This window comes from Streptomyces sp. NBC_01268 (genome assembly GCF_036240795.1).
GTDB lineage: Bacteria > Actinomycetota > Actinomycetes > Streptomycetales > Streptomycetaceae > Streptomyces.
Genome location: NZ_CP108454.1, coordinates 3,591,354 through 3,612,626, shown reverse-complemented (window position 1 = coordinate 3,612,626; position 21,273 = coordinate 3,591,354). Strand labels below are relative to the sequence as shown.

General features: G+C 72.2%; 20 protein-coding genes and 1 pseudogene. 12 read left to right on the top strand and 9 right to left on the bottom strand.

The genetic code is table 11. The features are described 5' to 3' along the window. Window positions 1-80: 80 nt before the first annotated feature. Complete coding sequence (locus tag OG309_RS15900; RefSeq protein WP_329421502.1) at window positions 81-524, top strand: GNAT family N-acetyltransferase; 444 nt, start codon at window positions 81-83, stop codon at window positions 522-524. Here the strand turns inward: OG309_RS15900 and OG309_RS15895 are convergent. The 3 genes from OG309_RS15895 to OG309_RS15885 are packed head-to-tail and all read right to left on the bottom strand — an operon-like array spanning window position 505 to window position 2,248. Continuing rightward, window positions 505-1,137, bottom strand: coding sequence for a GNAT family N-acetyltransferase (locus tag OG309_RS15895; RefSeq protein ID WP_329421501.1), 633 nt, complete (start codon window positions 1,135-1,137; stop codon window positions 505-507). The two genes, OG309_RS15900 and OG309_RS15895, sit on opposite strands and share 20 nt — an antisense overlap. A 14-nt stretch (window positions 1,138-1,151) precedes the next feature. Continuing rightward, the gene (locus OG309_RS15890) at window positions 1,152-1,973 is read right to left on the bottom strand and encodes a helix-turn-helix domain-containing protein (RefSeq protein WP_329421499.1); all 822 of its coding nucleotides are present in this window, start codon (window positions 1,971-1,973) and stop codon (window positions 1,152-1,154) included. Between the two features lie 32 nt (window positions 1,974-2,005). Further along, window positions 2,006-2,248 carry a hypothetical protein gene (locus OG309_RS15885; RefSeq protein WP_329421497.1) on the bottom strand — a complete coding sequence of 81 codons (243 nt, stop codon included), beginning with the start codon at window positions 2,246-2,248 and terminating at the stop codon, window positions 2,006-2,008. A 249-nt stretch (window positions 2,249-2,497) separates the two neighbouring features. On the opposite strand from OG309_RS15885, the gene OG309_RS15880 reads away from it, so the two are divergent. Continuing rightward, the gene (locus OG309_RS15880; RefSeq protein WP_329421495.1) at window positions 2,498-3,346 is read left to right on the top strand and encodes an ABC transporter substrate-binding protein; all 849 of its coding nucleotides are present in this window, start codon (window positions 2,498-2,500) and stop codon (window positions 3,344-3,346) included. A gap of 176 nt (window positions 3,347-3,522) precedes the next feature. Here the strand turns inward: OG309_RS15880 and OG309_RS15875 are convergent, their stop codons facing one another. Continuing rightward, a complete protein-coding gene (locus tag OG309_RS15875) occupies window positions 3,523-3,927 on the bottom strand; it encodes a MerR family transcriptional regulator (RefSeq protein ID WP_329428346.1) in 405 nt (134 codons plus the stop codon). Between the two features lie 204 nt (window positions 3,928-4,131). Here OG309_RS15875 and OG309_RS15870 point away from each other — a divergent pair, with 204 nt between their 5' ends. Further along, complete coding sequence (locus tag OG309_RS15870) at window positions 4,132-6,090, top strand: APC family permease (protein WP_329421493.1); 1,959 nt, start codon at window positions 4,132-4,134, stop codon at window positions 6,088-6,090. Here OG309_RS15870 and OG309_RS15865 read toward each other — a convergent pair. Next, a pseudogene (locus OG309_RS15865) lies at window positions 6,087-6,530 on the bottom strand (hypothetical protein); the annotation flags it as partial. The gene OG309_RS15870 and the pseudogene OG309_RS15865 overlap by 4 nt on opposite strands. A gap of 424 nt (window positions 6,531-6,954) precedes the next feature. Between OG309_RS15865 and hemL the strand changes: the two are divergent. The 8 genes from hemL to OG309_RS15825 all read left to right on the top strand — a co-directional run bounded on the left by hemL (window position 6,955) and on the right by OG309_RS15825 (window position 15,211). Next, complete coding sequence (gene hemL, locus OG309_RS15860) at window positions 6,955-8,262, top strand: glutamate-1-semialdehyde 2,1-aminomutase (RefSeq protein ID WP_329421489.1); 1,308 nt, start codon at window positions 6,955-6,957, stop codon at window positions 8,260-8,262. Next, window positions 8,259-8,975: a histidine phosphatase family protein gene (locus OG309_RS15855; protein ID WP_329421487.1), complete on the top strand. Its 717-nt coding sequence runs from the start codon at window positions 8,259-8,261 to the stop codon at window positions 8,973-8,975. Before hemL ends, OG309_RS15855 begins: the two co-directional genes overlap by 4 nt. A gap of 164 nt (window positions 8,976-9,139) precedes the next feature. Beyond that, window positions 9,140-10,384 carry a hypothetical protein gene (locus OG309_RS15850; RefSeq protein WP_329421485.1) on the top strand — a complete coding sequence of 415 codons (1,245 nt, stop codon included), beginning with the start codon at window positions 9,140-9,142 and terminating at the stop codon, window positions 10,382-10,384. 77 nt (window positions 10,385-10,461) lie between these two features. Further along, window positions 10,462-11,067, top strand: coding sequence for a TlpA family protein disulfide reductase (locus OG309_RS15845; RefSeq protein WP_329421484.1), 606 nt, complete (start codon window positions 10,462-10,464; stop codon window positions 11,065-11,067). Between the two features lie 10 nt (window positions 11,068-11,077). Then, a complete protein-coding gene (locus tag OG309_RS15840; RefSeq protein ID WP_329421482.1) occupies window positions 11,078-11,815 on the top strand; it encodes a cytochrome c biogenesis CcdA family protein in 738 nt (245 codons plus the stop codon). An 11-nt stretch (window positions 11,816-11,826) separates the two neighbouring features. Beyond that, window positions 11,827-13,527: a cytochrome c biogenesis protein ResB gene (resB, locus tag OG309_RS15835; protein WP_329421480.1), complete on the top strand. Its 1,701-nt coding sequence runs from the start codon at window positions 11,827-11,829 to the stop codon at window positions 13,525-13,527. A 41-nt stretch (window positions 13,528-13,568) separates the two neighbouring features. Next, window positions 13,569-14,621: a c-type cytochrome biogenesis protein CcsB gene (ccsB, locus tag OG309_RS15830; RefSeq protein ID WP_329428345.1), complete on the top strand. Its 1,053-nt coding sequence runs from the start codon at window positions 13,569-13,571 to the stop codon at window positions 14,619-14,621. 59 nt (window positions 14,622-14,680) lie between these two features. Further along, the gene (locus tag OG309_RS15825; protein ID WP_329421479.1) at window positions 14,681-15,211 is read left to right on the top strand and encodes an SRPBCC domain-containing protein; all 531 of its coding nucleotides are present in this window, start codon (window positions 14,681-14,683) and stop codon (window positions 15,209-15,211) included. A gap of 15 nt (window positions 15,212-15,226) precedes the next feature. Here OG309_RS15825 and OG309_RS15820 read toward each other — a convergent pair whose 3' ends face one another. Both OG309_RS15820 and OG309_RS15815 read right to left on the bottom strand, forming a co-directional pair. Further along, the gene (locus tag OG309_RS15820; protein WP_329421477.1) at window positions 15,227-16,759 is read right to left on the bottom strand and encodes a hypothetical protein; all 1,533 of its coding nucleotides are present in this window, start codon (window positions 16,757-16,759) and stop codon (window positions 15,227-15,229) included. 4 nt (window positions 16,760-16,763) lie between these two features. After that, window positions 16,764-18,830: a hypothetical protein gene (locus tag OG309_RS15815; RefSeq protein ID WP_329421476.1), complete on the bottom strand. Its 2,067-nt coding sequence runs from the start codon at window positions 18,828-18,830 to the stop codon at window positions 16,764-16,766. A gap of 317 nt (window positions 18,831-19,147) precedes the next feature. Between OG309_RS15815 and OG309_RS15810 the strand changes: the two genes are divergently transcribed. Continuing rightward, complete coding sequence (locus OG309_RS15810) at window positions 19,148-20,077, top strand: DMT family transporter (protein WP_329421474.1); 930 nt, start codon at window positions 19,148-19,150, stop codon at window positions 20,075-20,077. Here the strand turns inward: OG309_RS15810 and OG309_RS15805 are convergent. Both OG309_RS15805 and OG309_RS15800 read right to left on the bottom strand, forming a co-directional pair. Next, window positions 19,974-20,864: a LysR family transcriptional regulator gene (locus tag OG309_RS15805; RefSeq protein ID WP_329421472.1), complete on the bottom strand. Its 891-nt coding sequence runs from the start codon at window positions 20,862-20,864 to the stop codon at window positions 19,974-19,976. The two genes, OG309_RS15810 and OG309_RS15805, sit on opposite strands and share 104 nt — an antisense overlap. After that, window positions 20,864-21,250, bottom strand: coding sequence for a PLD nuclease N-terminal domain-containing protein (locus OG309_RS15800; protein ID WP_329421471.1), 387 nt, complete (start codon window positions 21,248-21,250; stop codon window positions 20,864-20,866). The genes OG309_RS15805 and OG309_RS15800 overlap by 1 nt, the downstream gene beginning before the upstream one ends. Between the last annotated feature and the right edge of the window lie 23 nt (window positions 21,251-21,273).

Genomic DNA, 21,273 nt, shown 5'->3' with positions numbered 1-21,273 from the left:
GGGGACAGGATGGCACCGGGACAACCGCCCGGCCAGGGAATTCCTGTCGCGCGCGGTGACCCCCGGGGTACGGTCCCGCCATGAAGATCATCGATGTCGAGCCCGGTGACCCGCGCCTGGAGTCCGATCTCCTGCCCGTGCTGGGCGAGTTGCGGCCGCACCTCACGCCGGAGCTGTTCCGCGACGTGTACGAGCAGGGGTACCCGCAGGGTCTGCGGTTCAGCGCCGCCTACGCCGACGACGGCGCGTGCGTCGGGGTCGCCGGGTGGCGGATCATCCACAACACCAGCTCCGTGAAGAAGCTGTACGTGGACGACCTGGTGACCACGGCCGTCAGCCGGTCGGGCGGCGTCGGGCACGCGCTCGTCGAGCACCTCGAAGGGCACGCCCGCGCGGCCGACTGCTTCGAGCTGAACCTGGACTCCGGCACCCACCGCACCGGAGCCCACCGCTTCTACCTGCGAGAACGCTTCGACATCGTCGCCTTCCACTTCACCCGGATGCTCAAGAACCTGGGGGAGTGAGGTCGAGCCGCCAGTCGTTGCAGCGCATCCGCCGGCCCGGCGGGTACGCGAACTCCCGCTCCGTGAGCAGCGTGAAGCCGGCCTTGCGGCAGACCGCGTTCGACGGGGCGTTCTCCGTGGACGGGTAGGCGTGCAGGTAGCGGAAACGGCCCTCGGTCCTGGCCCGTTCCGCCACCGCGAGCGTCGCCGCCGTCGCCACGCCCCGGCCCTGGAAGCCGGGGAGCACGGTCCAGCCCGTCTCGTAGACCGACACCGAACCGGTGGAGCCGTCCGCCGACCGCGACGTGCCCTCCGTGTCCTCGGAGTGCTCGGTGTCCTCGGGGTCCTCGGTGTCCTCCACGTGCTCCCAGAATCCGATCGCGCCCGCCGTCTTCTCCTCCGGCAGCAGCACGATCCGGAACATGCACCCCGCGCTGTCCGGATCCGCGCTCAGCCGCTCGTAGCGCAGCTGACGTGCCGCGAGCTGCTGTTCGGTCTCCGGGCCGCCCAGATGCTCCATCAGCTCCGGTGCGTTCATGGCCCGGAGGAGCCAGAAGTCCGCCTCCGACCAGGGTTCGATCCGTACGGTGCCGCTCCCGCCGTGCCCGTGCCCGTTCCCGCTCTCGTCGTCCATGCGCGCACCCTAGGTCACGCCGCTGACAGTGCCCGGGCGTACGCCGTCGGGGGCACTCCCAGGGTCGCCGTGAAGTCCCGTACGAGATGGGCCTGGTCGCTGTAGCCGAGTTCGGCCGCGAGCCGGGACCAGTCCGGAGTGCCGGCCGCCGGGGCGGTTCGGGCGCGTTCCAGGGCCTCGTGGATGCGGTACCGGAGGATGACCCACTTCGGGCCGACGCCGACGTACGCGGCGAACAGGCGCTGGAGCGAGCGCGGCGAGAGCCCGGCCCGGTGGGCGAGGGCGGAGACGCGGTGCATCGCGCGGTCCGTGCGGACCAGGTCGACCAGGGCCATGGCCTCGTCGGCGATCGGGTCGGGGTCGGGGCCGTGGGCCAGCAGGAACGCGTCCAGGGCGGCGACGCGGGCCGTGTCCTCGGCGGGGGAGAGGACGCCCGAGACGTCGGCGGGTCCGGTCGTCGGGAAGGCCTCCGTGAGCGGGGTGATCCGGCCCGTCCAGTGCGCGACCGGCCACCCGGCGGCGAACGGGCGGAAGCCGCCGGGCCGGAACTGCACGCCGCAGACCCGGCCGGTGCCGGTCAGCCGCTTCGTGAACAGGCCGAGGCCGATGCCGGACAGGACGGCCGAGTCGCCGGACCCCCCGGCGCCGTCGGAGCGCCCGGGGTGTCCGGAGCGCTCGAACACCACGTTCACCGACGGGTGCGGGACGACGTGGGACGCGTACGGCTCCGTCAGGTCCCAGTCGATCAGCCAGTAGTGCTCCAGGTACGGGCGCAGCTCGGGTGCGGGGGAGTGGCGGCGGAAGCGGACGCGGGTGAGGAGTTCGGCGGGGTCCACGATGCCGCGGGTGTCCCGGCGCGGTTCGGGGCTCAGCGCAGCCGCCCCGCCGAGCTCAGCGAGAGGCGGGAGACGACCTGGCCGAAGGTCTGCTCCTCGGCGGGGGTGAGGGCGACCGTCTCCTGCGGGTGCCAGATCCGCTCCAGCGGGGTCCTCGCCCGGTCGCGGCGGGCGCGGGCGCGCAGGCCCAGGGCGACCCAGACGGCGGCGGACAGGGCGAGGAGGCCGAAGAGGGTGATCACGCGGGGGTCCGAGAACTGGCCGGGCAAGGTCATGGCTGACTCCAGGGCGGGGGACCGCACGGTGGCGTGCCCGTGGCAGGGGCGCACGCGCGCACGGCGCTGTCGATTCCTACTGCTTCCTCCCGACCCGTTCAGTTAACACCACCCTGGGGGTCTTTCGGCAGGGGGGTCCGGGACCAAAGTCCCGGGGCGTGCGGCGGGGCGGAGGCCCTCTTGTGCGCGTCGGGGAACCGCTTCAAGGTGGCGGGGACGGAGGTTTCCGGCCGGGGAGGGAGCGGTCCTATGGCTGACGTGACGGGTACGGGCGGGTGGGGTTTCACCGACGACAGGGGTACGGCCCTGGCGGCGGGGCGCAGGCCGGAGCGGGTGGTGGCGTACGTACGGGCCGGGGCGGCCCTGCTGGATCTGGGGGTGCGGCCGGTCGCGGTGTACGGCTCCGGGCACGACGGCGACCTGCTCGATCCGGTCAAGGCGGGCGGTCTGGCGGCGGCGGGCGTGCCGTATCTGGGGCCGGGGCGGGCGCTGGACGCGGAGCGGCTGCGGGCGCTGGGCGGGGTGGACCTGGTCGTGGACGTGACGTACGACGGGAAGAGCCCGTACGCCGTGGACGAGGCGCTCGCGGCGGAGCTCGGGGTGGAGCTGGCGGCGCTGTCGGTGGGCGGCGAGCTGACGCTGCCGGCGATCGTGGGCCGGTTCGGGGAGCTGGCGGCCTCGCTGGGCGCGGCGGCCGGGCCCCCGGGGCGGGTGGGCGACGCGGAGGCTGCGTTGCGGGCGGCGGCGGGGCGCGCGGACGTGGGGGTGCTGGCGCTGTCGGGTGCCGGGCCCGAGCAGGTGCATCTGGCGCGCCCGCACGCCTGGCCCGAGCTGGCGCGACTGGCCGAGCTGGGGGTGCGGTTCGTGGATCCGGGGCCGGGTCCCGGCACGAACTGGCTGACGACCTACTGGGAGCACGCCGTCGGGCTCGCGCCGGACCTGGTGCTGTTCGACAGCCGGGCCAACGCGGTGCCGCCGCACGCGGTCCCGCCGGGGGCGCGGCTCGCGCCCTGGAACCCGGAGACCCCGCCGAGCCCCGTCGCCTGCGCCCGCTTCTTCCAGGACCTGGCGGCGGCCCTGGAGGACCGGGAGGCGTAGCCCGCCGGCGGCCGGGCCTGCCGCCCTCTCGCCCCGGTGGCGCGGCCCGCCGCCCGCTCGCCTCCGGAGCCGGGGCCAGCTGCCCTCTCGACCCGGAGCCGGGGCCCGCCGCCCGCTCGCCCCGGGGATCCGGGGCCGGTCACCGCCTCGACCGGGAGCCGGGGCGGCCCGGCTCCCTACGGCAGCCGCGCCCGCAGGGACGCCGCGAACTCCTCGGCCCTGGTCAGCTGGGCGTGGAGTTCCGCGACGCGGGCGGTCGCGGCGCGCTCGTAGCCGCGGACGCGGGCGACGAGGGCGGCGCGGGTGGGCGGGTCGAGTTCGTCCGGGGTGTCCGGGGCGTCGGCGGCGAGGCGGTCGACGGCGGTGAGCAGGTCGCGGGTCTCGTCGAGGGTGAAGCCGAGCGGCTTCATCCGGCGGATCACCATCAGGCGGGCCACGTCGGCGTCCGTGTAGAGCGGGAAGCCGCCCTCGGAGGCCGCGGACGGGACGACGAGGCCGCTGTCCTCGTACTGGCGGATGGTGCGCAGGGGCAGTTCCGTCCGTGCCGCGACCTCGCCGATCTGCAGGGGGTCGCCGGTCACGCGGGGGGCGGTGCGCGTCGTGCTCACGGTTCTCGGGTCCTTCCTCGTGTTCCTCGTACGGGCCCTTCGGCGGGTCCTCGTACGGGCTCTCGTACGGGTTCTCGGGCAGGCTCGCCCCGGTCCTCGTCCGGGCCGCCGGCGGGCGCGGCTTCCGCGCATTACATCCGATTCGTCCTAACTTCAGCACTTATGAGAGCTGGAAGCGTGGCGAAACGCCTGCTGGTCGGACGTCCGTTGGACAGCGCGCGGCTCGGCGAGACCCTGCTGCCCAAGCGGCTGGCCCTGCCGATCTTCTGCAGCGACCCGCTCTCCTCCGTGGCGTACGCCACGGAGGAGATCCTGCTGATCCTCGCCCTCGGCGGCCTCGCCGTGCTCCATCTGACCTGGTACGCGGCGGTCGGCATCGTCGTCCTGCTGCTCGTGGTCGTCGCCTCCTACCGGCAGACCTGCTACGCCTACCCGGGCGGTGGCGGGGCATACGTCGTCTCCGCCGAGAACCTGGGCACCACCGCGGCGCTCACCGCGGCCAGCGCGCTGCTCATCGACTACGTGATGACCGTCGCCGTCTCCGTCGTCTCCGGGGTCGCCGCCATCACCTCCGCGGCGCCCGCGCTCGACGGGCACGCGACGCTCATGTCGGTGGGGTTCGTGGCCGTGCTCGCCTGGCTGAACCTGCGCGGGGTACGGGAGTCGGGCCGCTGGTTCGCCCTGCCCACCTACGCGTTCGTCGCCGTGATCTACCTGATGTTCGCGGTCGCGGCGGCGCGGATGGCGACCGGCACGACGATCCGAGCCGAGTCGGCGGACCTGCCCGTCGAGGCGGTCTCCACCTACTCGGGCATCGCGCTCGTGCTGCTGGGACTGCGGGCCTTCGCCTCCGGCTGCACGGCGCTGACCGGCGTCGAGGCGATCAGCAACGGCGTGCCGGCCTTCGCGAAGCCCAAGAGCCGCAACGCGGCCATGACCCTGGCGGTCATGGGCGGGCTGTCCGTGACCATGTTCTTCGGGATCACGGTGCTCGCCATGGTCTACCAGGTGCACGTCGCCGAGGACCCGACCGAGCTGGGGCTGCCGCCCGGCACCCCGACCTCGACCGCGCTCGCCCAGATCGGGCGCGCCACCTTCGGCGACTGGCACGTCCTCTTCTACGCCCTCCAGGCCGTCACCGCGGGCGTCCTCGTCCTGGCGGCCAACACCGCCTTCAACGGTTTCCCGATGCTCGCCTCCGTCCTGGGCCGCGACCGCTTCGCGCCCCGTCAGCTCGTCCACCGCGGCGACCGGCTCGTCCACTCCAACGGCGTCCTCCTCCTCGCGCTGGCCGCCATCGCCCTGATCGTCGCCTTCGACGCCAACCTCACCCGGCTCATCCAGCTCTACATCCTGGGCGTCTTCGTCTCCTTCACGCTGTCCCAGGCGGGCATGGTCAAGCACTGGCGGCGTGAACTCGCCACGCCGGCCGGCGCCGCCGAGCGGGGGCACGTCCTGCGCCGGCTGGCGATCAACGCGTTCGGCGCCTGCCTGACGGCGGTCGTCCTCGTCATCGTCCTGATCACCAAGTTCACGCACGGCGCCTGGATCGTCGTCATCGCGATGCCGCTGCTCTTCGCCGGGATGAAGGGGGTGCGCCGGCACTACGACGCCGTCGCCGCCGAGGTGGCCGTCGCCCCCGACGCCCACCCGCAGCCGCTCGCCGCCCACCACGTCCTGGTCCTGGTGTCCTCGGTCAACGCGCCGAGCCTGCGCGCCCTGTCGTACGCGAAGACCCTGAAGCCGGCCTCGTTGACCGCGGTCACCGTCGCCGAGGACCCCGCCCAGGCGGAGGCCCTGCGCGCCTCCTGGGAGGCCCACGGCATCGACGTGCCGCTGCGGGTGCTGAACTCGCCCTACCGGTCGATCGTGCAGCCGCTGCTGCGCCACATCCGCGACGCGCCCGAGCGTTCCCCCGACTCGGTGGTCTCCGTGGTCATCCCCGAGTACGTCGTCGGGCGCTGGTGGGAGCAGCCGCTGCACAACCAGAGCGCGCTACGGCTGAAGACGCGCCTGCTGTTCATGAAGAACATCGTCGTCATCGACGTGCCCTACCGGCTCGCGTCGGCCCGGGAGCTGGCCGCCGAACGCGCGAAGGCCGCCGCCGACGCCGCCGGCCGTACGCCCCGGGCCTAGGGCCACACCAGGCAGTACGGCTGGTGGCCCGCCTCGTGCAGACGGACCGAGAAGTCCTGCCACTCGTGGAGCAGCTGGTAGACGTTGAAGGCGTCCCGGGGGCCGCCGCGGTCGGGGACGGTGGACCAGATGAAGGCGGCGGCGCCGACCGACTCCTCGCCGATGCCGCGCAGCGGGTCGACGACGGTCATGGGCAGCTTCACCACGGCGTAGTCGGGGTGCAGCACCACCAGTTCCAGCGGGGGCACCTTGTGCAGGGGCATGCCCTGGATGCCGGTGAGCACCATCGCGGCTATGGTCTCCGGCTTGATCTTGGTGAACATGCCGCCCATGCCGAGCTCGTCGCCGCCGAGCTCCTCGGGGCGCATCGAGATGGGCACCCGGGCCGCCGTCGCGCCGTCGGGCGCGCCGAAGTACTTGTACGTCACCCCCAAGCGTCCCCTCCGCGACTCCTCGGCCTTCTGCTCGTTTGCCCCCGGCTCGACCCGCTCCGCAGGCTCTCCCGTCCGCGGGGCGTTGGCCCTGGGCTCCTCGGCCCTCCGGCGCCGGTGCCTCCCCCGCCGGACAGGGTCGGGACCCAGGTCGTCAGTCCCCTCGCCCGGTCCGCCACCGCGATGCATATCTCCACCCGACTGCTGTTCCGGGCCGCGCGTCTCCGCGGCGTGACCCGATCATCGTGACAATGACCTCCCCCACGTTCGTACGGTGAAACACCTGTCCGCAAGAACGCCGTGGCCTCTGACACCATGGATTCCGTGAGCCATCCCTATGACGCCCCAGTTTCGCAGACGCGGAGGACAGACGCCCCGGCGTAATTCAGAGGGTGCTCACTCCATCCCTCCGTACTCGCAGGTCAGGATCCCAGTGCCGTATTCATACGAAGCCCCAGTCTCACAGACGCTTTTCGACCGCGCGTCCCTGGTGACGCCCGGCGGCGTGAACTCACCGGTGCGCGCCTTCCGTGCCGTGGGCGGTACGCCCCGGTTCATGGTGTCCGGTACCGGTCCGTACCTCACCGATGCCGACGGGCGTGAGTACGTCGACCTCGTGTGCTCGTGGGGGCCGATGATCCTCGGGCACGCGCACCCGGAGGTGACCGCGGCCGTGCAGGCGGCGGTGGTCCGCGGTACCTCGTTCGGTACGCCGGGCGAGGGCGAGGTCGCGCTGGCGGAGGAGATCGTCGCGCGGGTCGAGCCGGTCGAGCAGGTCCGGCTGGTCTCCAGCGGCACCGAGGCCACGATGTCGGCCATCCGGCTGGCCCGCGGCTTCACGGGTCGCGCGAAGGTCGTGAAGTTCGCCGGCTGCTACCACGGACACGTGGACGCGCTGCTCGCCGCGGCCGGCTCCGGCGTCGCCACCTTCGGCCTGCCGGACACGCCCGGCGTGACGGGTGCGCAGGCCGGGGACACCATCGTGCTCCCGTACAACGACCTGGCGGCGGTGCACGAGGCGTTCCACCGGTTCCCGGGCGAGATCGCCTGTGTGATCACCGAGGCGTCGCCGGGCAACATGGGCGTCGTCCCGCCGCTGCCGGGCTTCAACCAGGGCCTGAAGGACGCCTGCGAGAAGAACGGCGCGCTGTTCATCTCCGACGAGGTCATGACCGGTTTCCGCACCTCGCGGGCCGGCTGGTACGGCGTCGACGGCGTGAAGCCCGACCTGATGACCTTCGGCAAGGTCATGGGCGGCGGCTTCCCGGCGGCGGCCTTCGGCGGCCGCGCCGACGTGATGGGCCACCTCGCCCCGGCCGGCCCGGTCTACCAGGCGGGCACCCTGTCCGGTAACCCGATCGCCACCGCCGCCGGTCTCGCGCAGCTGAAGCTGCTCGACGCCGCCGCGTACGAGAAGGTGAACGCGGTCTCCGCGGAGATCCAGGGCCTGGTGACCGACGCGCTCGCCAAGGAGGGCGTGGCGCACCGGCTGCAGACCGCGTCCAACATGTTCTCGGTCTTCTTCACCTCCTCCGAGGTGCGCACCTACGAGGAGGCGAAGCAGCAGGAGGCGTTCCGCTTCAACGCCTTCTTCCACTCGATGCTCGCGGACGGGGTCTACCTGCCGCCGTCGGCGTTCGAGTCCTGGTTCGTGTCGGCCGCCCACGACGAGCGCGCCGTCGAGCGGATCGCCGCCGCGCTGCCGGCCGCCGCCCGCGCCGCCGCGGAGGCCACGGCATGAGCGACGTACGCCCCGAGGGCAACGCGAGCGACGTGAGCGACGACGACATCACCGTCGTGCACCTGATGCGGCACGGCGAGGTCCACAACCCGGACGGGGTCCTGTACGGGCGCCGTGCGGGCTACCACCTGTCCGAGCTGGGCCGGCAGATGGCCGACCGGGTCGCCGAGCACCTGGCCGGCCGGGACATCACGCATGTCGTGGCCTCCCCGCTGGAGCGGGCGCAGGAGACGGCCACGCCGATCGCCAAGACCCACGGCCTGGACCTGGCCACGGACGGGCGCCTGATCGAGGCGGCGAACGTGTTCGAGGGCAAGACCTTCGGCGTCGGCGACGGGGCCCTGCGCAAGCCGGGCAACTGGAAGCACCTCACCAACCCGTTCCAGCCGTCCTGGGGCGAGCCGTACGTGGAGCAGGTCGTCCGGATGATGGGCGCGCTCGACGCGGCGAAGGACGCGGCCCGCGGGCGCGAGGCGGTCTGCGTGAGCCACCAGCTGCCGATCTGGATCGTGCGCAGCTTCGTGGAGAAGCGCCGGCTGTGGCACGACCCGCGGCGGCGGCAGTGCACGCTGGCCTCGCTGACCTCGTTCACGTACCGGGGCGACCGGATCGTGTCGGTCGGTTACAGCGAGCCGGCCCTCGATCTGGTGCCGGTCCACCTGCGCGCCGGTGCGAAGCCTGTGAAGGGTAAGGCCAAGGCCTTCGGCGCGTAGCTTTTCCGCTCTATCGTTCGGGGCGGCCCGGCGGCCATCGGTCGCACGGGCCGCCCTGAAATATTTGTTCTGTTTTTCCGGAACCTCCGTGTCCCTCACGGCATCTCACTGATTGTCGGTTTGGAATGACTATCAGGTGATACGTCAGCGCGAATGGGGATGTCATGCGCGGGATCAGTCGAAGGGGACTTCTGGGGGCCGGGGTCGGTGCCGCGGCGGCGCTCGGGATCGCCGGATGCAGTGGTGGAAACCAGGACAAGTCCGGACGTTCCGGTCCGGGCAAGGGCGGTGACGTGACCGGCGCCCCCGCCACGCCCACCAAGGACGACGGCCGGCTCATCGGCGACGGTTCCACCGCCGACACCGGAAAGCAGCCGAACCAGCCCGACGCCCCCGTCCCGCTCGAACCCGGCCAGACCCCGCCGCAGTTCGTGATCTTCTCCTGGGACGGTGCCGGCGAGGTCGGCAACGGCCTCTTCCCGCGCTTCCTCGAACTGGCCAAGAACCACGACGCGGCCATGACCTTCTTCCTCTCCGGGCTCTACCTCCTGCCCGAGTCGAAGGCCCAGCTCTACCGCCCGCCGAACAACCGCGTCGGCGCCTCCGACATCGGCTACCTCACCGACGACCACGTCAAGCAGACCCTGAAGTACGTCCGCCAGGCCTGGCTCGAAGGCCACGAGATCGGCACGCACTTCAACGGGCACTTCTGCGGCGGCTCCGGCTCGGTCGCCAACTGGACCCCCGCCCAGTGGCAGAGCGAGATCGACCAGGCGATCGGCTTCGTCACGAAGTGGAAGACCAACAGCGGCTGGACCGACCTCGAACCGCTGCCCTTCGACTACACCAAGGAGCTCGTCGGCGGCCGCACCCCCTGCCTCCTCGGCCAGGACAACCTGCTGCCCACCGCCAAGCGACTCGGCTGGCGCTACGACGCCAGCTCGCCGGGCGGGCGCCAGATGTGGCCGGTCAAGCGCGGCGGGCTGTGGGACCTGCCGCTGCAGGCCGTGCCGTTCCCCGGGCACTCCTTCGAGGTCCTCTCGATGGACTACAACATGCTCGCCAACCAGTCGAAGAACTCGACCAAGGGCATGCCCTCCCGCTACCCGGGCTGGCGCAAGCAGGCGGCCGGGGCCTACCTGGCCGGCTTCAACCGCGCGTACGAGTCGAACCGCGCCCCCTTCTACATCGGCAACCACTTCGAGCAGTGGAACGGCGGCATCTACATGGACGCCGTCGAGGAGGCCCTGAAGGGCATGGCCGGCAAGAAGGACGTCCGGCTCGTCTCCTTCCGGCAGTTCTGCGACTGGCTGGACGTCCAGGACCCGAAGATCCTCGCCAAGCTGCGCACCCTGGAGGTCGGCCAGGCGCCGGCCGGCGGCTGGAACGCGTTCCTCAGGCCGGCTTAAGCGATCTTGACAAGGGGCATCTGGGGCACGTAGGGGGGTGCCCAAGATCCGCGAAACGCCCATGCGAAACTTTTCACATGAGTCTTAGCCGCGCCTCGCGACGCACCCTGCTCGCGGTCGGAACCGTGACGATCGCCCTTGCTCTCTCGGCCTGCAGCTCGGACACCAACGGCAAGTCCGGCGGTGGTGGCGACACCAACTTCGTGACCAACACGGGCGGTATCTCCACCGTCGCCAAGGGCGAACGCAAGCCGGTCGCCGCGCTCGCGGGCGAAACGCTCGAAGGCAAGCGGCTCGACGTCGCCGACCTCAAGGGCAAGGTCGTCGTCCTCAACGTCTGGGGCTCCTGGTGCCCGCCCTGCCGGGCCGAGGCACCGCACTTCGCCAAGGTCGCCAAGGACCTCAAGGCCAAGGGCGTGGAGTTCGTCGGCATCAACACCCGCGACCCCAACAAGCAGCCCGCCCTCTCCTTCGAGGAGGACTACGGGGTGCCCTACCCGAGCTTCTACGACCCGGCCGGCAAGCTCATCGTGAGCGGCTTCCCCAAGGGCACGCTCAACCCGCAGGCCATCCCGTCCACGGTCGTCCTCGACAAGGACGGCAAGGTCGCCGCGCGTTCGCTGATGGCGCTCGACGAGACCAAGCTCCGCTCCATGATCGAACCCTTGATCGCGGAGAAGTGAGAGGCACGACGTGAACGAGACGGTCTTCAGCGGAGCCCTTCTGCTGGCCCTGCCCATCGCCGTGCTCGGCGGTCTGGTCTCCTTCTTCTCGCCCTGCGTGCTGCCGCTCGTCCCCGGTTACCTGAGCTACGTCACCGGGGTCACCGGCACCGACCTCGCCGAGGCGCGGCGCGGACGCATGGCGGGCGGGGCGGCGCTGTTCGTGCTCGGCTTCACCGTCGTGTTCGTCTCCGGCGGCGCGCTGTTCGGCTACTTCGGCTCGACCCTCCAGGAGTACCGCGGGACGCTCACCACCGTCCTCGGCGTGCTCATGATCCTCATGGGCGTCTTCTTCGTCGGCCTCATGCCCTGGTTCACCCAGCGCGAGTTCCGCTTCCACAAGAGGCCCGTCACCGGCCTCGTCGGCGCGCCGCTGCTCGGCGCGCTCTTCGGCATCGGCTGGACGCCCTGCATCGGCCCGACCCTCGCCTCCGTCACCGCGCTCGCCGCGAACGAGGCGAGCGCCGGCCGCGGGGCGCTGCTGACCGTCGCGTACTGCCTCGGCCTCGGGCTCCCCTTCATCCTCACCGCCATCGCCTTCCGCAAGGCGCTCGGCGCGTTCGGCTGGGTGAAGAAGCACTACACCTGGGTGATGCGGATCGGCGGCGGCATGATGATCCTGACCGGCGTCCTGCTTCTCACAGGCGCGTGGGACAGCATGGTGTCCACGATGCAGAGCTGGTCCAGCGGTTTCACGGTGGGGATCTGAGGGTTTTCGACATGAGCAAGACCGAAACGACGGAGCAGCAGGAGTCCCTCGGCGACGCCGGGGCCCAGCTGTCCACCGCCCCCCGGGAAGAGCCCGTCCTCGGCGGCCCCACCCTCGGCCCGTTCGGCTGGGTCCGCTGGTTCTGGCGCCAGCTGACCTCCATGCGGGTCGCCCTGATCCTCCTCTTCCTGCTCTCGCTCGGCTCGATCCCGGGCTCCCTCATCCCGCAGACCAGCGCGGACGAGGTGAAGGTGCGGGCGTTCAAGGACGCCCACGAGACGCTCACGCCGGTCTACGAGAAGCTGCAGCTCTTCGACGTCTACAGCTCGGTGTGGTTCTCCGCGATCTACATCCTGCTCTTCGTCTCCCTCATCGGCTGCATCGTGCCGCGCACCTGGCAGTTCGTCGGCCAGCTCCGCAGCCGCCCGCCGGGCGCCCCCAAGCGGCTCACCCGCCTGCCCGCGTACACCACCTGGCGCACCGAGGCCGAGCCCGAGCAGGTCCGCGAGGCCGCCCTCGCGATGCTCAAGGCCCGCCGCTACCGCGCCCACACCGCGGGCGACGCCGTCGCCGCGGAGAAGGGCTATCTGCGCGAGGCCGGCAACCTCGTCTTCCACATCGCGCTCATCGTGATGCTGGTGGCCTTCGCCTGGGGCGTGATGTTCAAGTCCGAGGGCGGCAAGCTGATCGTGGAGGGCGACGGCTTCTCCAACACGCTCACGCAGTACGACGACTTCAAGTCCGGCTCGCAGTTCGGCACCGACGAGCTGGAGCCGTTCGGCTTCACCCTGGACGGCTTCACCGGCACGTACGAGAAGAGCGGCCCGCAGCGCGGCACCCCGCGCACCTTCGAGGCGGCCGTGCGCTACTCCGAGGTCGGCAAGCCCGAGAAGAAGGCGATCATCCGCGTCAACGAGCCGCTGAAGGTCGGCGACGCCAAGGTCTTCCTGATCGCCCACGGGTACGCGCCCGTCGTCACCGTCAAGGACGGCCGCGGCAAGGTCGTCTACCACGGCGCCGTCCCGCTGCTGCCCTTCGACAACAACATCACCTCCACCGGCGCGATCAAGGTGATGGACGGCTACCGCGACAAGAACGGCAAGAAGGAGCAGCTCGGTTTCAACGCCTTCTTCGTGCCGACCTTCGCCGGCGCCGGCAAGGGCCAGATGTTCTCCCAGTTCCCGGCCCTGGACTTCCCCGTGATGGCTGTCACCGGCTACCACGGCGACCTGCGCGTGAACTCCGGTCTGCCGCAGAACGTGTACCAGCTGGACACCTCCAAGATGAAGCAGTTCAAGGTCCAGGGAGGCACGGGCAGCGCGAACCGGCTGCTGCCCGGCGAGACCATGACACTGCCCGACGGAGCGGGCTCGATCACCTTCGAGAAGGAGATCAAGGAGTGGGCCAGCTTCTCCGTCACCCAGCAGCCCGGCAACGGCCTCGCCCTCGCCGGGGCGGTCGCCGCGATCGCCGGACTCAGCGGCTCGCTGTTCATCCAGCGCCGCCGGGTCTGGGTCCGGGCCGTACGGGGAGAGGACGGCGTCACCGTCGTCGAGATGGCAGGCCTTGGCCGGAGCGAGTCCGCCAAGCTGCCCGAGGAGCTGGCCGAGCTCGCGGTCACGCTCAACACCGAGGCGCCGACCGCGCCGGAACCACCCTCCGAAGAATCCGCCGAATCCGCGGAAGAACCTGCCGAAGGGGCTGAGAAGTGAATCTCGCCGCCACGACCCTCGCCGCCACGACCAACGAGAGCATGGCGCAGATGAGCAACACGCTCATCTACTCCTCGATGGCCGTCTACACCCTGGCCTTCCTGCTCTACATCGCCGAGTGGGTGCTCGGCAGCCGCAGCAAGGTGGCCCGCACGGCCGCCGCGCTGACCGGTCCCGAGGCGGCCGGGGCGGCCCCGTCGGTCACCGTCACGTCCGCGGCGGGCGGCACCGCCGTCCTCGACCGCCCGAAGGTCGTCGTCCGCTCGGCGGCCGGCGCGCGGGACGTCCCGGACGGCCCCGGCGCGGCCGGCGGCACCGTCAAGGGCGACCTCTACGGCCGGATGGCGATCTCGCTGACCGTCCTCGCCTTCGCGATCCAGGCGACCAGCGTCGTCGTCCGCGCCCTGGCCGTGCAGCGTGCCCCCTGGGGCAACATGTACGAGTTCTCCACCACCTTCTCCACGGTGGCGGTCGGCGCGTTCCTCGGCTTCCTCCTGGCGAAGAAGAACGTCCGCTGGATCGGCCTGCCGCTGGTGACGGTCGTCCTGCTGGACCTCGGTGTCGCCACGACCGTGCTCTACACCTCCAGCGACCAGCTCGTCCCCGCGCTGCACTCGTACTGGATGTGGATCCACGTCTCGACCGCGATCATCTGCGGCTCGGTGCTCTTCCTCGGCGCCGTCGGCACCGTGGCGTACCTGCTGCGCGACTCGTACGAGAACAGGCTGGCCGGCGGCGGCAAGCCCAGCGCCTTCACCACCTCGGTGATGGAGCGGCTGCCCTCGGCGGCGACCCTGGACAAGTTCGCGTACCGGGTCAACGCGGCGACCTTCCCGCTGTGGACCTTCACGATCATCGCGGGCGCGATCTGGGCCGGCGACGCGTGGGGCCGCTACTGGGGCTGGGACGCCAAGGAGGTCTGGGCCTTCATCACCTGGGTCGGCTACGCCGCCTACCTGCACGCCCGGGCCACGGCCGGCTGGAAGGGCCGCAAGGCCGCGTACATCGCGCTCATCGCCTTCGGCTGCTTCCTCTTCAACTACTACGGCGTCAACATCTTCGTGAGCAGCAAGCACTCCTACGCGGGCGTCTGAGCCGGCGCCGAGCCGCTCCCGCGCTAGCGGGGGAAGGGCCCCGGGGTCACGCTGGAGGTATGAGCGAGATTCCCCGGGGCAGGAGCGAGACCCACGACGGCGACACGCATCTGCTGCGGTTCACGGCCGGACTCCCGCACCCGATGCCCCTGGTGTGGGCGGCCGTCGCCTCGCCGGAGGGTCTGCCGCAGTGGCTCTGCGCGGCCGACCCCCTGGAGCCGCGGCTCGACGGGCACGTCACGCTCCGCTGGCTGAACAGCGACACGGTCGTCTCGGGCCGGGTGACCGCCTGGGACCCCGACAACGTGGCCGAGTACACGGTCGGCCCGCCGCACGGCCGGATCCGGTTCCACCTGGAACGCGGTCCGGACGGCGGCGGGTCGACCGTGCTGCGTTTCACGGCCGAGTTCCGCGGGACGCGCGCCGGGAAGCTGGACATGCTGGCCGGCTGGCACGAGCACCTGGAACGCCTCGCCCGCGCCCTGGACGGACACCCCACGGACTGGCGGGACTGGGCGCCCGAGCGCTGGCGGGAGCTGCGCGAGCTGTACGGGCGGGACGACGCGCCCTGGCCCCGGTGGGAGCCGTAGGGCGCGTCCGGGGCGTCACCCCTTGGCGGGCGGCAGGCAGCTCTCCGCCGGGGGCCTGCCCTCCGGCCAGGCGATCGCGACGAAGCGCTGGGTGCCGTCCTGGGCGAGCTCGACGATCGGGACGGCCTTGTTGTACGGGTTGCCGAAGTTGTCCAGGCAGATCCAGCCGCTCGCGCCCTGCACCCGCAGGGAGCCCTTCACCTGCGGCCACTGCACCGGGACGTCCGCGAGCTCCGGGTACGCGGCCTTGTCCGGGGTGGCCTGGCGGATCGCGTGGACGGCCGTCGCCATCGCGTCGTAGGCGACGATCGCCTGCCCGTCGGCGAGCGCCACCGGCTTCTTGGCGGCGCGGGCGATGTCGCCGACGAAGGTGTCGTACGCGATCGTCGAACCGCCCGTCGCCGGGACCGGCCGGCCGGGGGCGGGGCGCCAGGCGTCGGGGTGGGCGAGCGAGGCGTAGCGGACGGTCAGCCGCGCCTTGAGGGCGGCCCGGTTCAGCTGGGTGTCGTTGCCCAGGTAGGAGCCCTCGTCGCCGGTGAGGATGGTGAACGGGCGCTCGGTGCAGCCGCGGGAGCCCAGCGCGTTGATGAACTGGCGCAGCTGGGTGTGGCGGCCGGCGAAGAAGACCGTCTCGGCGCGGGTGTCGCAGATGAGGTGGGTGATCTGCCGGAAGGTGTTGGCGGTGGTGCCCTCCTCGGTCGGGTCCGGCGGCGAGGTGAACAGCTGCGGCTCGTAGGGGGCGCCCTTGAGGGAGGCGGAGAACGCCGCCTTCAGGGTGTCGGTGTAGTGGTCGCCGTTGCGGGTGTCCTGGACGAGGAGGGCCTTGGCGGCGTTCACCTTGCCGAAGTGGGCGAGGGCCTTCGCCTCGTCGCTGTTGGTCGGGGAGACCCGGGCGAGGCCGGGGTACGTGTTGTGGCCGGGCCCGTTGGCGATGTCGTCGGCGGTGATGGTGGTGCCGACGACGGCGATGCCGGCGCCGGTCAGAGCCGCCACCGCCTGGCGTATCTCGGTGGAGGAGGTGGCGACGCCGGTGACCGCGCGCAGCCGGGCGGGACCGTCGGTCATGCCCTTCAGCTGCTCCACGGTGCTCTGCCAGTGGGCGTTGCCCTTGCCGGTGTTGGCGAGGACCAGCCGGATCTTCGGGGTCTCGCTGTTGGACTCGTGGTTGGCCCGGTACTGGCGGGCGTAGGCGCCCTGCAGCTCGTGCAGGACCTTGACCCGCATGCCCGGGTCGGGCGAGGTCAGCGGGAGGAGGACGGCGACGGTGGCGTACGTGTCGGGCCGCAGCGTGGCGTTCTCGCGCTGGATGAGCCCGGCGACCTCGGTCAGGCCGTCGACGCCGAAGGCGTAGCCGTCGCCGTTGACGCCGATGCACTCGGTGGAGCCCTGGGGGCGCTCCACGCCCGTCGCGCAGGAACGGTCCTCCGGAGTGACCCAGGCCCGGATCCCGTAGAACAGCGGCACGCCGAGGACGACCAGGGCGATCAGGCCGGCGAACAGCTTCTGTCTCGGGGTGTAGAGGTAACGGTTGCGCAGCCGGTTGGCCATGGCCTCAGACTCCGTCCTCGCGGCCCGGCGGCAGCGACAGGCGCCGCCAGGCGTGAATGTCCCTCGGCCAGTGGGTGGCCGCGTCCCACAACGGGCTGTTGCCGGTCAGATGGCGCCCGGACAGCTGGCGCAGCTCGTGCGCCAGCTTCTCGGTGACGTCGTCGTCGGGCAGGGCGAGCGGATCGGTGAGCAGCCATACGGCGTGCAGCAGGCGCCGTACGGACAGGTGGAGTTCGGTCGCCTCCGCGTCCAGCCCGGCGGGCAGCCGGTCCGGCGCCTGCCGGCCGAGCGCGGCGTCACGGCGCGGATCGGGGCCGGTGCGGCCGGCGACCCGCGGGTACGGGGCGGAGGCGATGAACCGCAGCCGGCCCAGCCAGCCCACCACGTCGAGCTCGTGGAAGGTGCTCCGCAGATGGGCGACGGCGTCCTCGGCCCGCCCGAGGGCGAGCTCGTGATGGAGCCGGTACGGGCGGAAGGCGTCCTGGTCGTAGTGCCGGTGCAGGGTCTCGTGGACCGCGCGCCAGGCCGCGTGGCGCGGGTGGTCGCCGTCGGCGAAGCGCAGCCGGTGCAGCAGCAGGGCGCGTAGCAGCGGGTCGGCGACGAAGTGCTCGGGGCCCTCCGGCCAGTCCTCGGCGCGCAGTTGGTCGCGGACCCGCAGCGCCATGTCGCCGTCGCGGGACTCGGTGTGCAGCCGGGTGCGGGCGAGCAGCCGGGCCGACCCCTCGTCGTGGGCGGCGGCCAGCACGGTGAAGGGCTCCAGGCGCGGCTGCGGGAGGAGCGCGGCGAGCAGGGCCGGGGCGACGGGCACCGGGTGGGCGTCCTCGCGGAGTTCCACGTCGCGGTCGAGGAGGGCGCCGGGGGTGAGCGCGGGCCGTTCGGCGCGCGGCGTCTCGGCGGCGGCCTGCCCGAGCAGCGTCACGCCCAGCGGGCGGCCGCCGGTCAGCCGGTGCACGCCGCGGGCCAGTTCGGCGGGGGTCAGCCCGGAGGGGTCGAGGCGGTCGAAGGCGGCCTGGGTCTGGGCGGCGGACAGCGGGGTCAGCTCGACGGCGAGGATGCCGGAGGTGACGTCGCCGCCGCGCTCGCAGGGCGCCCGGTGGGTGGTCTCGGGCAGCCGCAGGCGGCGGGCGTGGCGCATGCCCTCGTGCCGGCTGACCCGGGAGGTGGCGAAGACGACCACCTTGTCGCGGCGGCCGTCGTGGCGGGCGCGCAGGACCGGTTCGACGAGCCGGCGGCCGAGGTCGCCGTGGGCGTTGTCGAGGAGCAGGACGGGCCGCCCGCGGCGGGTGCCGACCCGGGTCAGGCCCTTGTACGCCTGGCCCAGGTCCTCGACGAGCGCGCCGACGAGGAAGTCCTCGGCCTCCTGGCGGCGCCGCCCGGCCGCCTCGAAGTCGATGGCGAGCTGCTGGAGGCCGGCCTTGCCGCGGCCGCCGGCGTTGCGGTAACTCCCGTACCAGTTCTCGGACTTCTGGTGGAAGCGGCCGAACACCTCCTCCAGGACCGTCTCCACGGTGGCCTCGGCGAGCAGCCCGGCCAGCGGTGCGGCGGCGTCGGCGAAGGTGGCGGCCAGCTTGGTGAGGACCTTGGTGACCCAGTTGGTGGCGGCGCCCTTGGTGGCGTCGACGGTCGACAGGACCGGGCCGAGCCGCTGGAGGTCGCGCTGGGCCCGCTCCTCGTCCTCCTGGGTCCAGCTGATGGAGGCGACCGCGACCAGACCGAGCGAGAGCCGCGGGAACTGCACGGACTTCGCCCCGGTCACCCGCGGCGACAGCTGGACGGCGAGCTCGGCGAGCGCGCCCGTGAGCTCGGTCCAGCCGGGCCCGTGGTCGGCGGGCGGCTCGATCCGGTCGCAGTCGATCAGCGCGAGCGGGGTGGCGCCCTTGTAGGTGTTGCGGAGCTGTTTGAGCAGGGCGGACTTGCCCATGCCGCGCCCGCCCGTGAAGACGACCACCGGCGGATCCTCGCCGTGCTCGAACGCGACCCGCGCGAAATCCTGGCCGCGGAGCCCGATGAGCCGCGCCGCGAGTCCCGTGTCGTGGAACACCGCCTCGCGACCGTAGAGGACTCTGTCCACCCGTCACCCCCGCATCCCACCAGACGTGCCCCGTCACATCCTCAAGTCCAGGATATCGACCGGGTGTTGGGAAGAGGGCAGAGTTTGCGACCCGCTTTTCCCCCGGGGCCCGGGGCAGCCGTGCCGCCGCCCCCCCGACCGGGGCGGCGGCGTCCGGCCGCGCCCGCGGACAGGCAGGCGAATCGGCCTCGGGATCCATGGGGGAAGCCTTCCCCGGCGGCGGCCGGGGCAGCCATCGGCTTGCGCGATGGGCCCATCGCCAGGACCCCCCACTGGCTCGTGGACCGCCCCGGCCCCGCGTTCGTAGCGTCGGGGGCATGAGAAACGAGACCAGGGGAACCGTCGAACTGACCCTCGCCATGGTGCTTTCCGGCACCCTCGGCGTCTTCGTCGTCGAGTCGGGGGCGTCGCCGTTCACCGTGGTGTTCTTCCGGTGCGTGTTCGGGGCGGTCGCGCTCGGGGTGTACAGCTGGGTGCGGGGGCTCTTCACCGGGCACGGGTTCACGCCGGGGAAGGTGGGGCTGGCCGCGCTCGGTGGAGCGATGATCGTCTTCAACTGGGTGCTGCTGTTCGAGGCGTACGAGGCCACGTCGATCTCGTTCGCCACCGTCGTCTACCACACCCAGCCGTTCTTCCTGGTGCTGCTCGGCGCCGTCGTCCTGCGGGAGCGGATCAGCGGGGCCAAGCTGGGGTGGCTCGGGGTCGCCTTCGCGGGGCTCGTGCTCGTGTCGGGGGTGCGGCCGGGGGACACCGCCTCGGTCAAGGGGCTCGGGTTCGCCCTGGGAGCCGCCGTGCTCTACGCGCTGTCCACCGTCGTCACCAAGCGGATCAGCGGCGTCCGGCCGCACCTCGTCGCGCTCGTCCAGGTCGCCGTCGGCATCCCGCTGCTGCTGCCCTTCGCCGACCTCGGCGAGGCCGCCCGCCTCGGCGGCGGGTGGGGCTGGCTCGCCGGGCTGGGGCTCCTGCACACCGGGGTGATGTACGTGCTCATGTACGCGGCGTACGCCAAGCTGCCCACCGCCCGGATCGCGGTGCTCGCCTTCACCTACCCCGCCGTCGCGATGCTCGTCGACTGGCTCGTGTACGGGCACCACATCGGGCTCGTGCAGGCGGTGGGCGTGCCCCTGATCGTGCTGGCCGCCCTCAGGGTGAACCGGGCGCCTCGTGGAACAGGCGGCGGGTCCGCTCCACGAACAGGCGCACGTGCGGCGGAAGGCGCTTGCCCTGCCGCCACGCGATCTGCGTGAACAGCGTGAACGGCGGCTCCCAGTCGAGCGCCGTCAGCGCCCCGGACGCCAGCTCCTCACCGACGGTGATCCGGGGCAGCAGCGCGACGCCGAGGCCCGCGGCCACGCCCCGCTTGCTCGCCTCGATGGTGCCGAACTCCAGGAAGGAGGGGGAGTGGGGGGCCAGCTCGGCCTCGAACAGGTCGCGGTACGCGCAGCCCGGTTCCGTGCCCACCAGGGGAGCCGCCGCCAGGTCCGCCGTCGTCAGACCGGTCCGGCCGGCCAGCGGATGGCCCGGCGCCGCGACCAGGACCAGCGGTTCCTCGCCGAGCACCTCGCTCTCCAGGCCCTCGTGCCGGGTCTCCGGCTCCATCAGCAGCCCCAGGTCGTACGTGCCCTCCCGCAGCGCCCGCCGGGTCGCGTCGCCGAGCGTCGGGCGCAGGGTCAGCCGCACCTGCGGGTAGCGGTGGTGGAAGAGCTCCAGGAGCGGCGGCAGCCGGTAGGAGGTGAGCGACTCCATGGTGCCGACGGCGATCGTGCCGGCCGGCTCGCCGGTCGCCGTGACCGCGGCCCGGGCCTCGTCGGCGAGCTCGATGATCTGCCGGGCGTACGGGAGGAGACGGGTGCCTGCCTCGGTGAGGCGGATGCGGGAGCCGAGGCGTTCGAAGAGCTCGGCCCCGAGGGAGGACTCCAGGGCGCGGATCTGGGCGGTCACGCTGGACTGCGCGTACGCCAGTTCCGCCGCCGCCCGCGTGAAGGAGAGGACGGTGGCCACCTTCTCGAAGGTGACCAGCAGCCGCAGCTCCATCAGCCCTCGGTCTCCTCGCCGCGCTCGCGGCGCTTCAGCTCCTCCTCGCGGCGGCGCAGGTCGGCCTCCCAGTCCTTGAGGAGGGTCTCGTCGTTCGCCGGCTTCCCCGCGGGCCCGGACTCCTCGCGGAGCGACTTCAGGAACTCGGGGTTGTCGTCGGGGGCGACCCAGCCCCCGGCACCGCCCGCGCCGCCGCGGGCCGCGGCCCGGCGCTGCTTGCCGGCGGCGAACCAGACGATCGGGCCGACGATCCAGAAGAGCAGGATGATGATGACCCAGACCACCTTGGGCAGGTGCTTGGTCTCTTCCTCGGGGGTGTTGAGGCAGTCGATGAACGCGTAGATCGTCAGCGCCAGCGGCAGGATGTACATCAACGCCCTGAGCATGTGGGACAGCCCCCTGGAAGCAG

Coding starts and splice junctions, on each gene's coding strand:
- OG309_RS15900 (WP_329421502.1), top strand. CDS start 81: ATGAAGATCATCGATGTCGAGCCCGGTGACCCGCGCCTGGAGTCCGAT.
- OG309_RS15895 (WP_329421501.1), bottom strand. CDS start 1,137: ATGGACGACGAGAGCGGGAACGGGCACGGGCACGGCGGGAGCGGCACC.
- OG309_RS15885 (WP_329421497.1), bottom strand. CDS start 2,248: ATGACCTTGCCCGGCCAGTTCTCGGACCCCCGCGTGATCACCCTCTTC.
- OG309_RS15880 (WP_329421495.1), top strand. CDS start 2,498: ATGGCTGACGTGACGGGTACGGGCGGGTGGGGTTTCACCGACGACAGG.
- OG309_RS15855 (WP_329421487.1), top strand. CDS start 8,259: ATGAGCGACGTACGCCCCGAGGGCAACGCGAGCGACGTGAGCGACGAC.
- OG309_RS15850 (WP_329421485.1), top strand. CDS start 9,140: ATGCGCGGGATCAGTCGAAGGGGACTTCTGGGGGCCGGGGTCGGTGCC.
- OG309_RS15845 (WP_329421484.1), top strand. CDS start 10,462: ATGAGTCTTAGCCGCGCCTCGCGACGCACCCTGCTCGCGGTCGGAACC.
- resB (WP_329421480.1), top strand. CDS start 11,827: ATGAGCAAGACCGAAACGACGGAGCAGCAGGAGTCCCTCGGCGACGCC.
- ccsB (WP_329428345.1), top strand. CDS start 13,569: ATGGCGCAGATGAGCAACACGCTCATCTACTCCTCGATGGCCGTCTAC.
- OG309_RS15825 (WP_329421479.1), top strand. CDS start 14,681: ATGAGCGAGATTCCCCGGGGCAGGAGCGAGACCCACGACGGCGACACG.
- OG309_RS15820 (WP_329421477.1), bottom strand. CDS start 16,759: ATGGCCAACCGGCTGCGCAACCGTTACCTCTACACCCCGAGACAGAAG.
- OG309_RS15810 (WP_329421474.1), top strand. CDS start 19,148: ATGAGAAACGAGACCAGGGGAACCGTCGAACTGACCCTCGCCATGGTG.
- OG309_RS15805 (WP_329421472.1), bottom strand. CDS start 20,864: ATGGAGCTGCGGCTGCTGGTCACCTTCGAGAAGGTGGCCACCGTCCTC.
- OG309_RS15800 (WP_329421471.1), bottom strand. CDS start 21,250: ATGCTCAGGGCGTTGATGTACATCCTGCCGCTGGCGCTGACGATCTAC.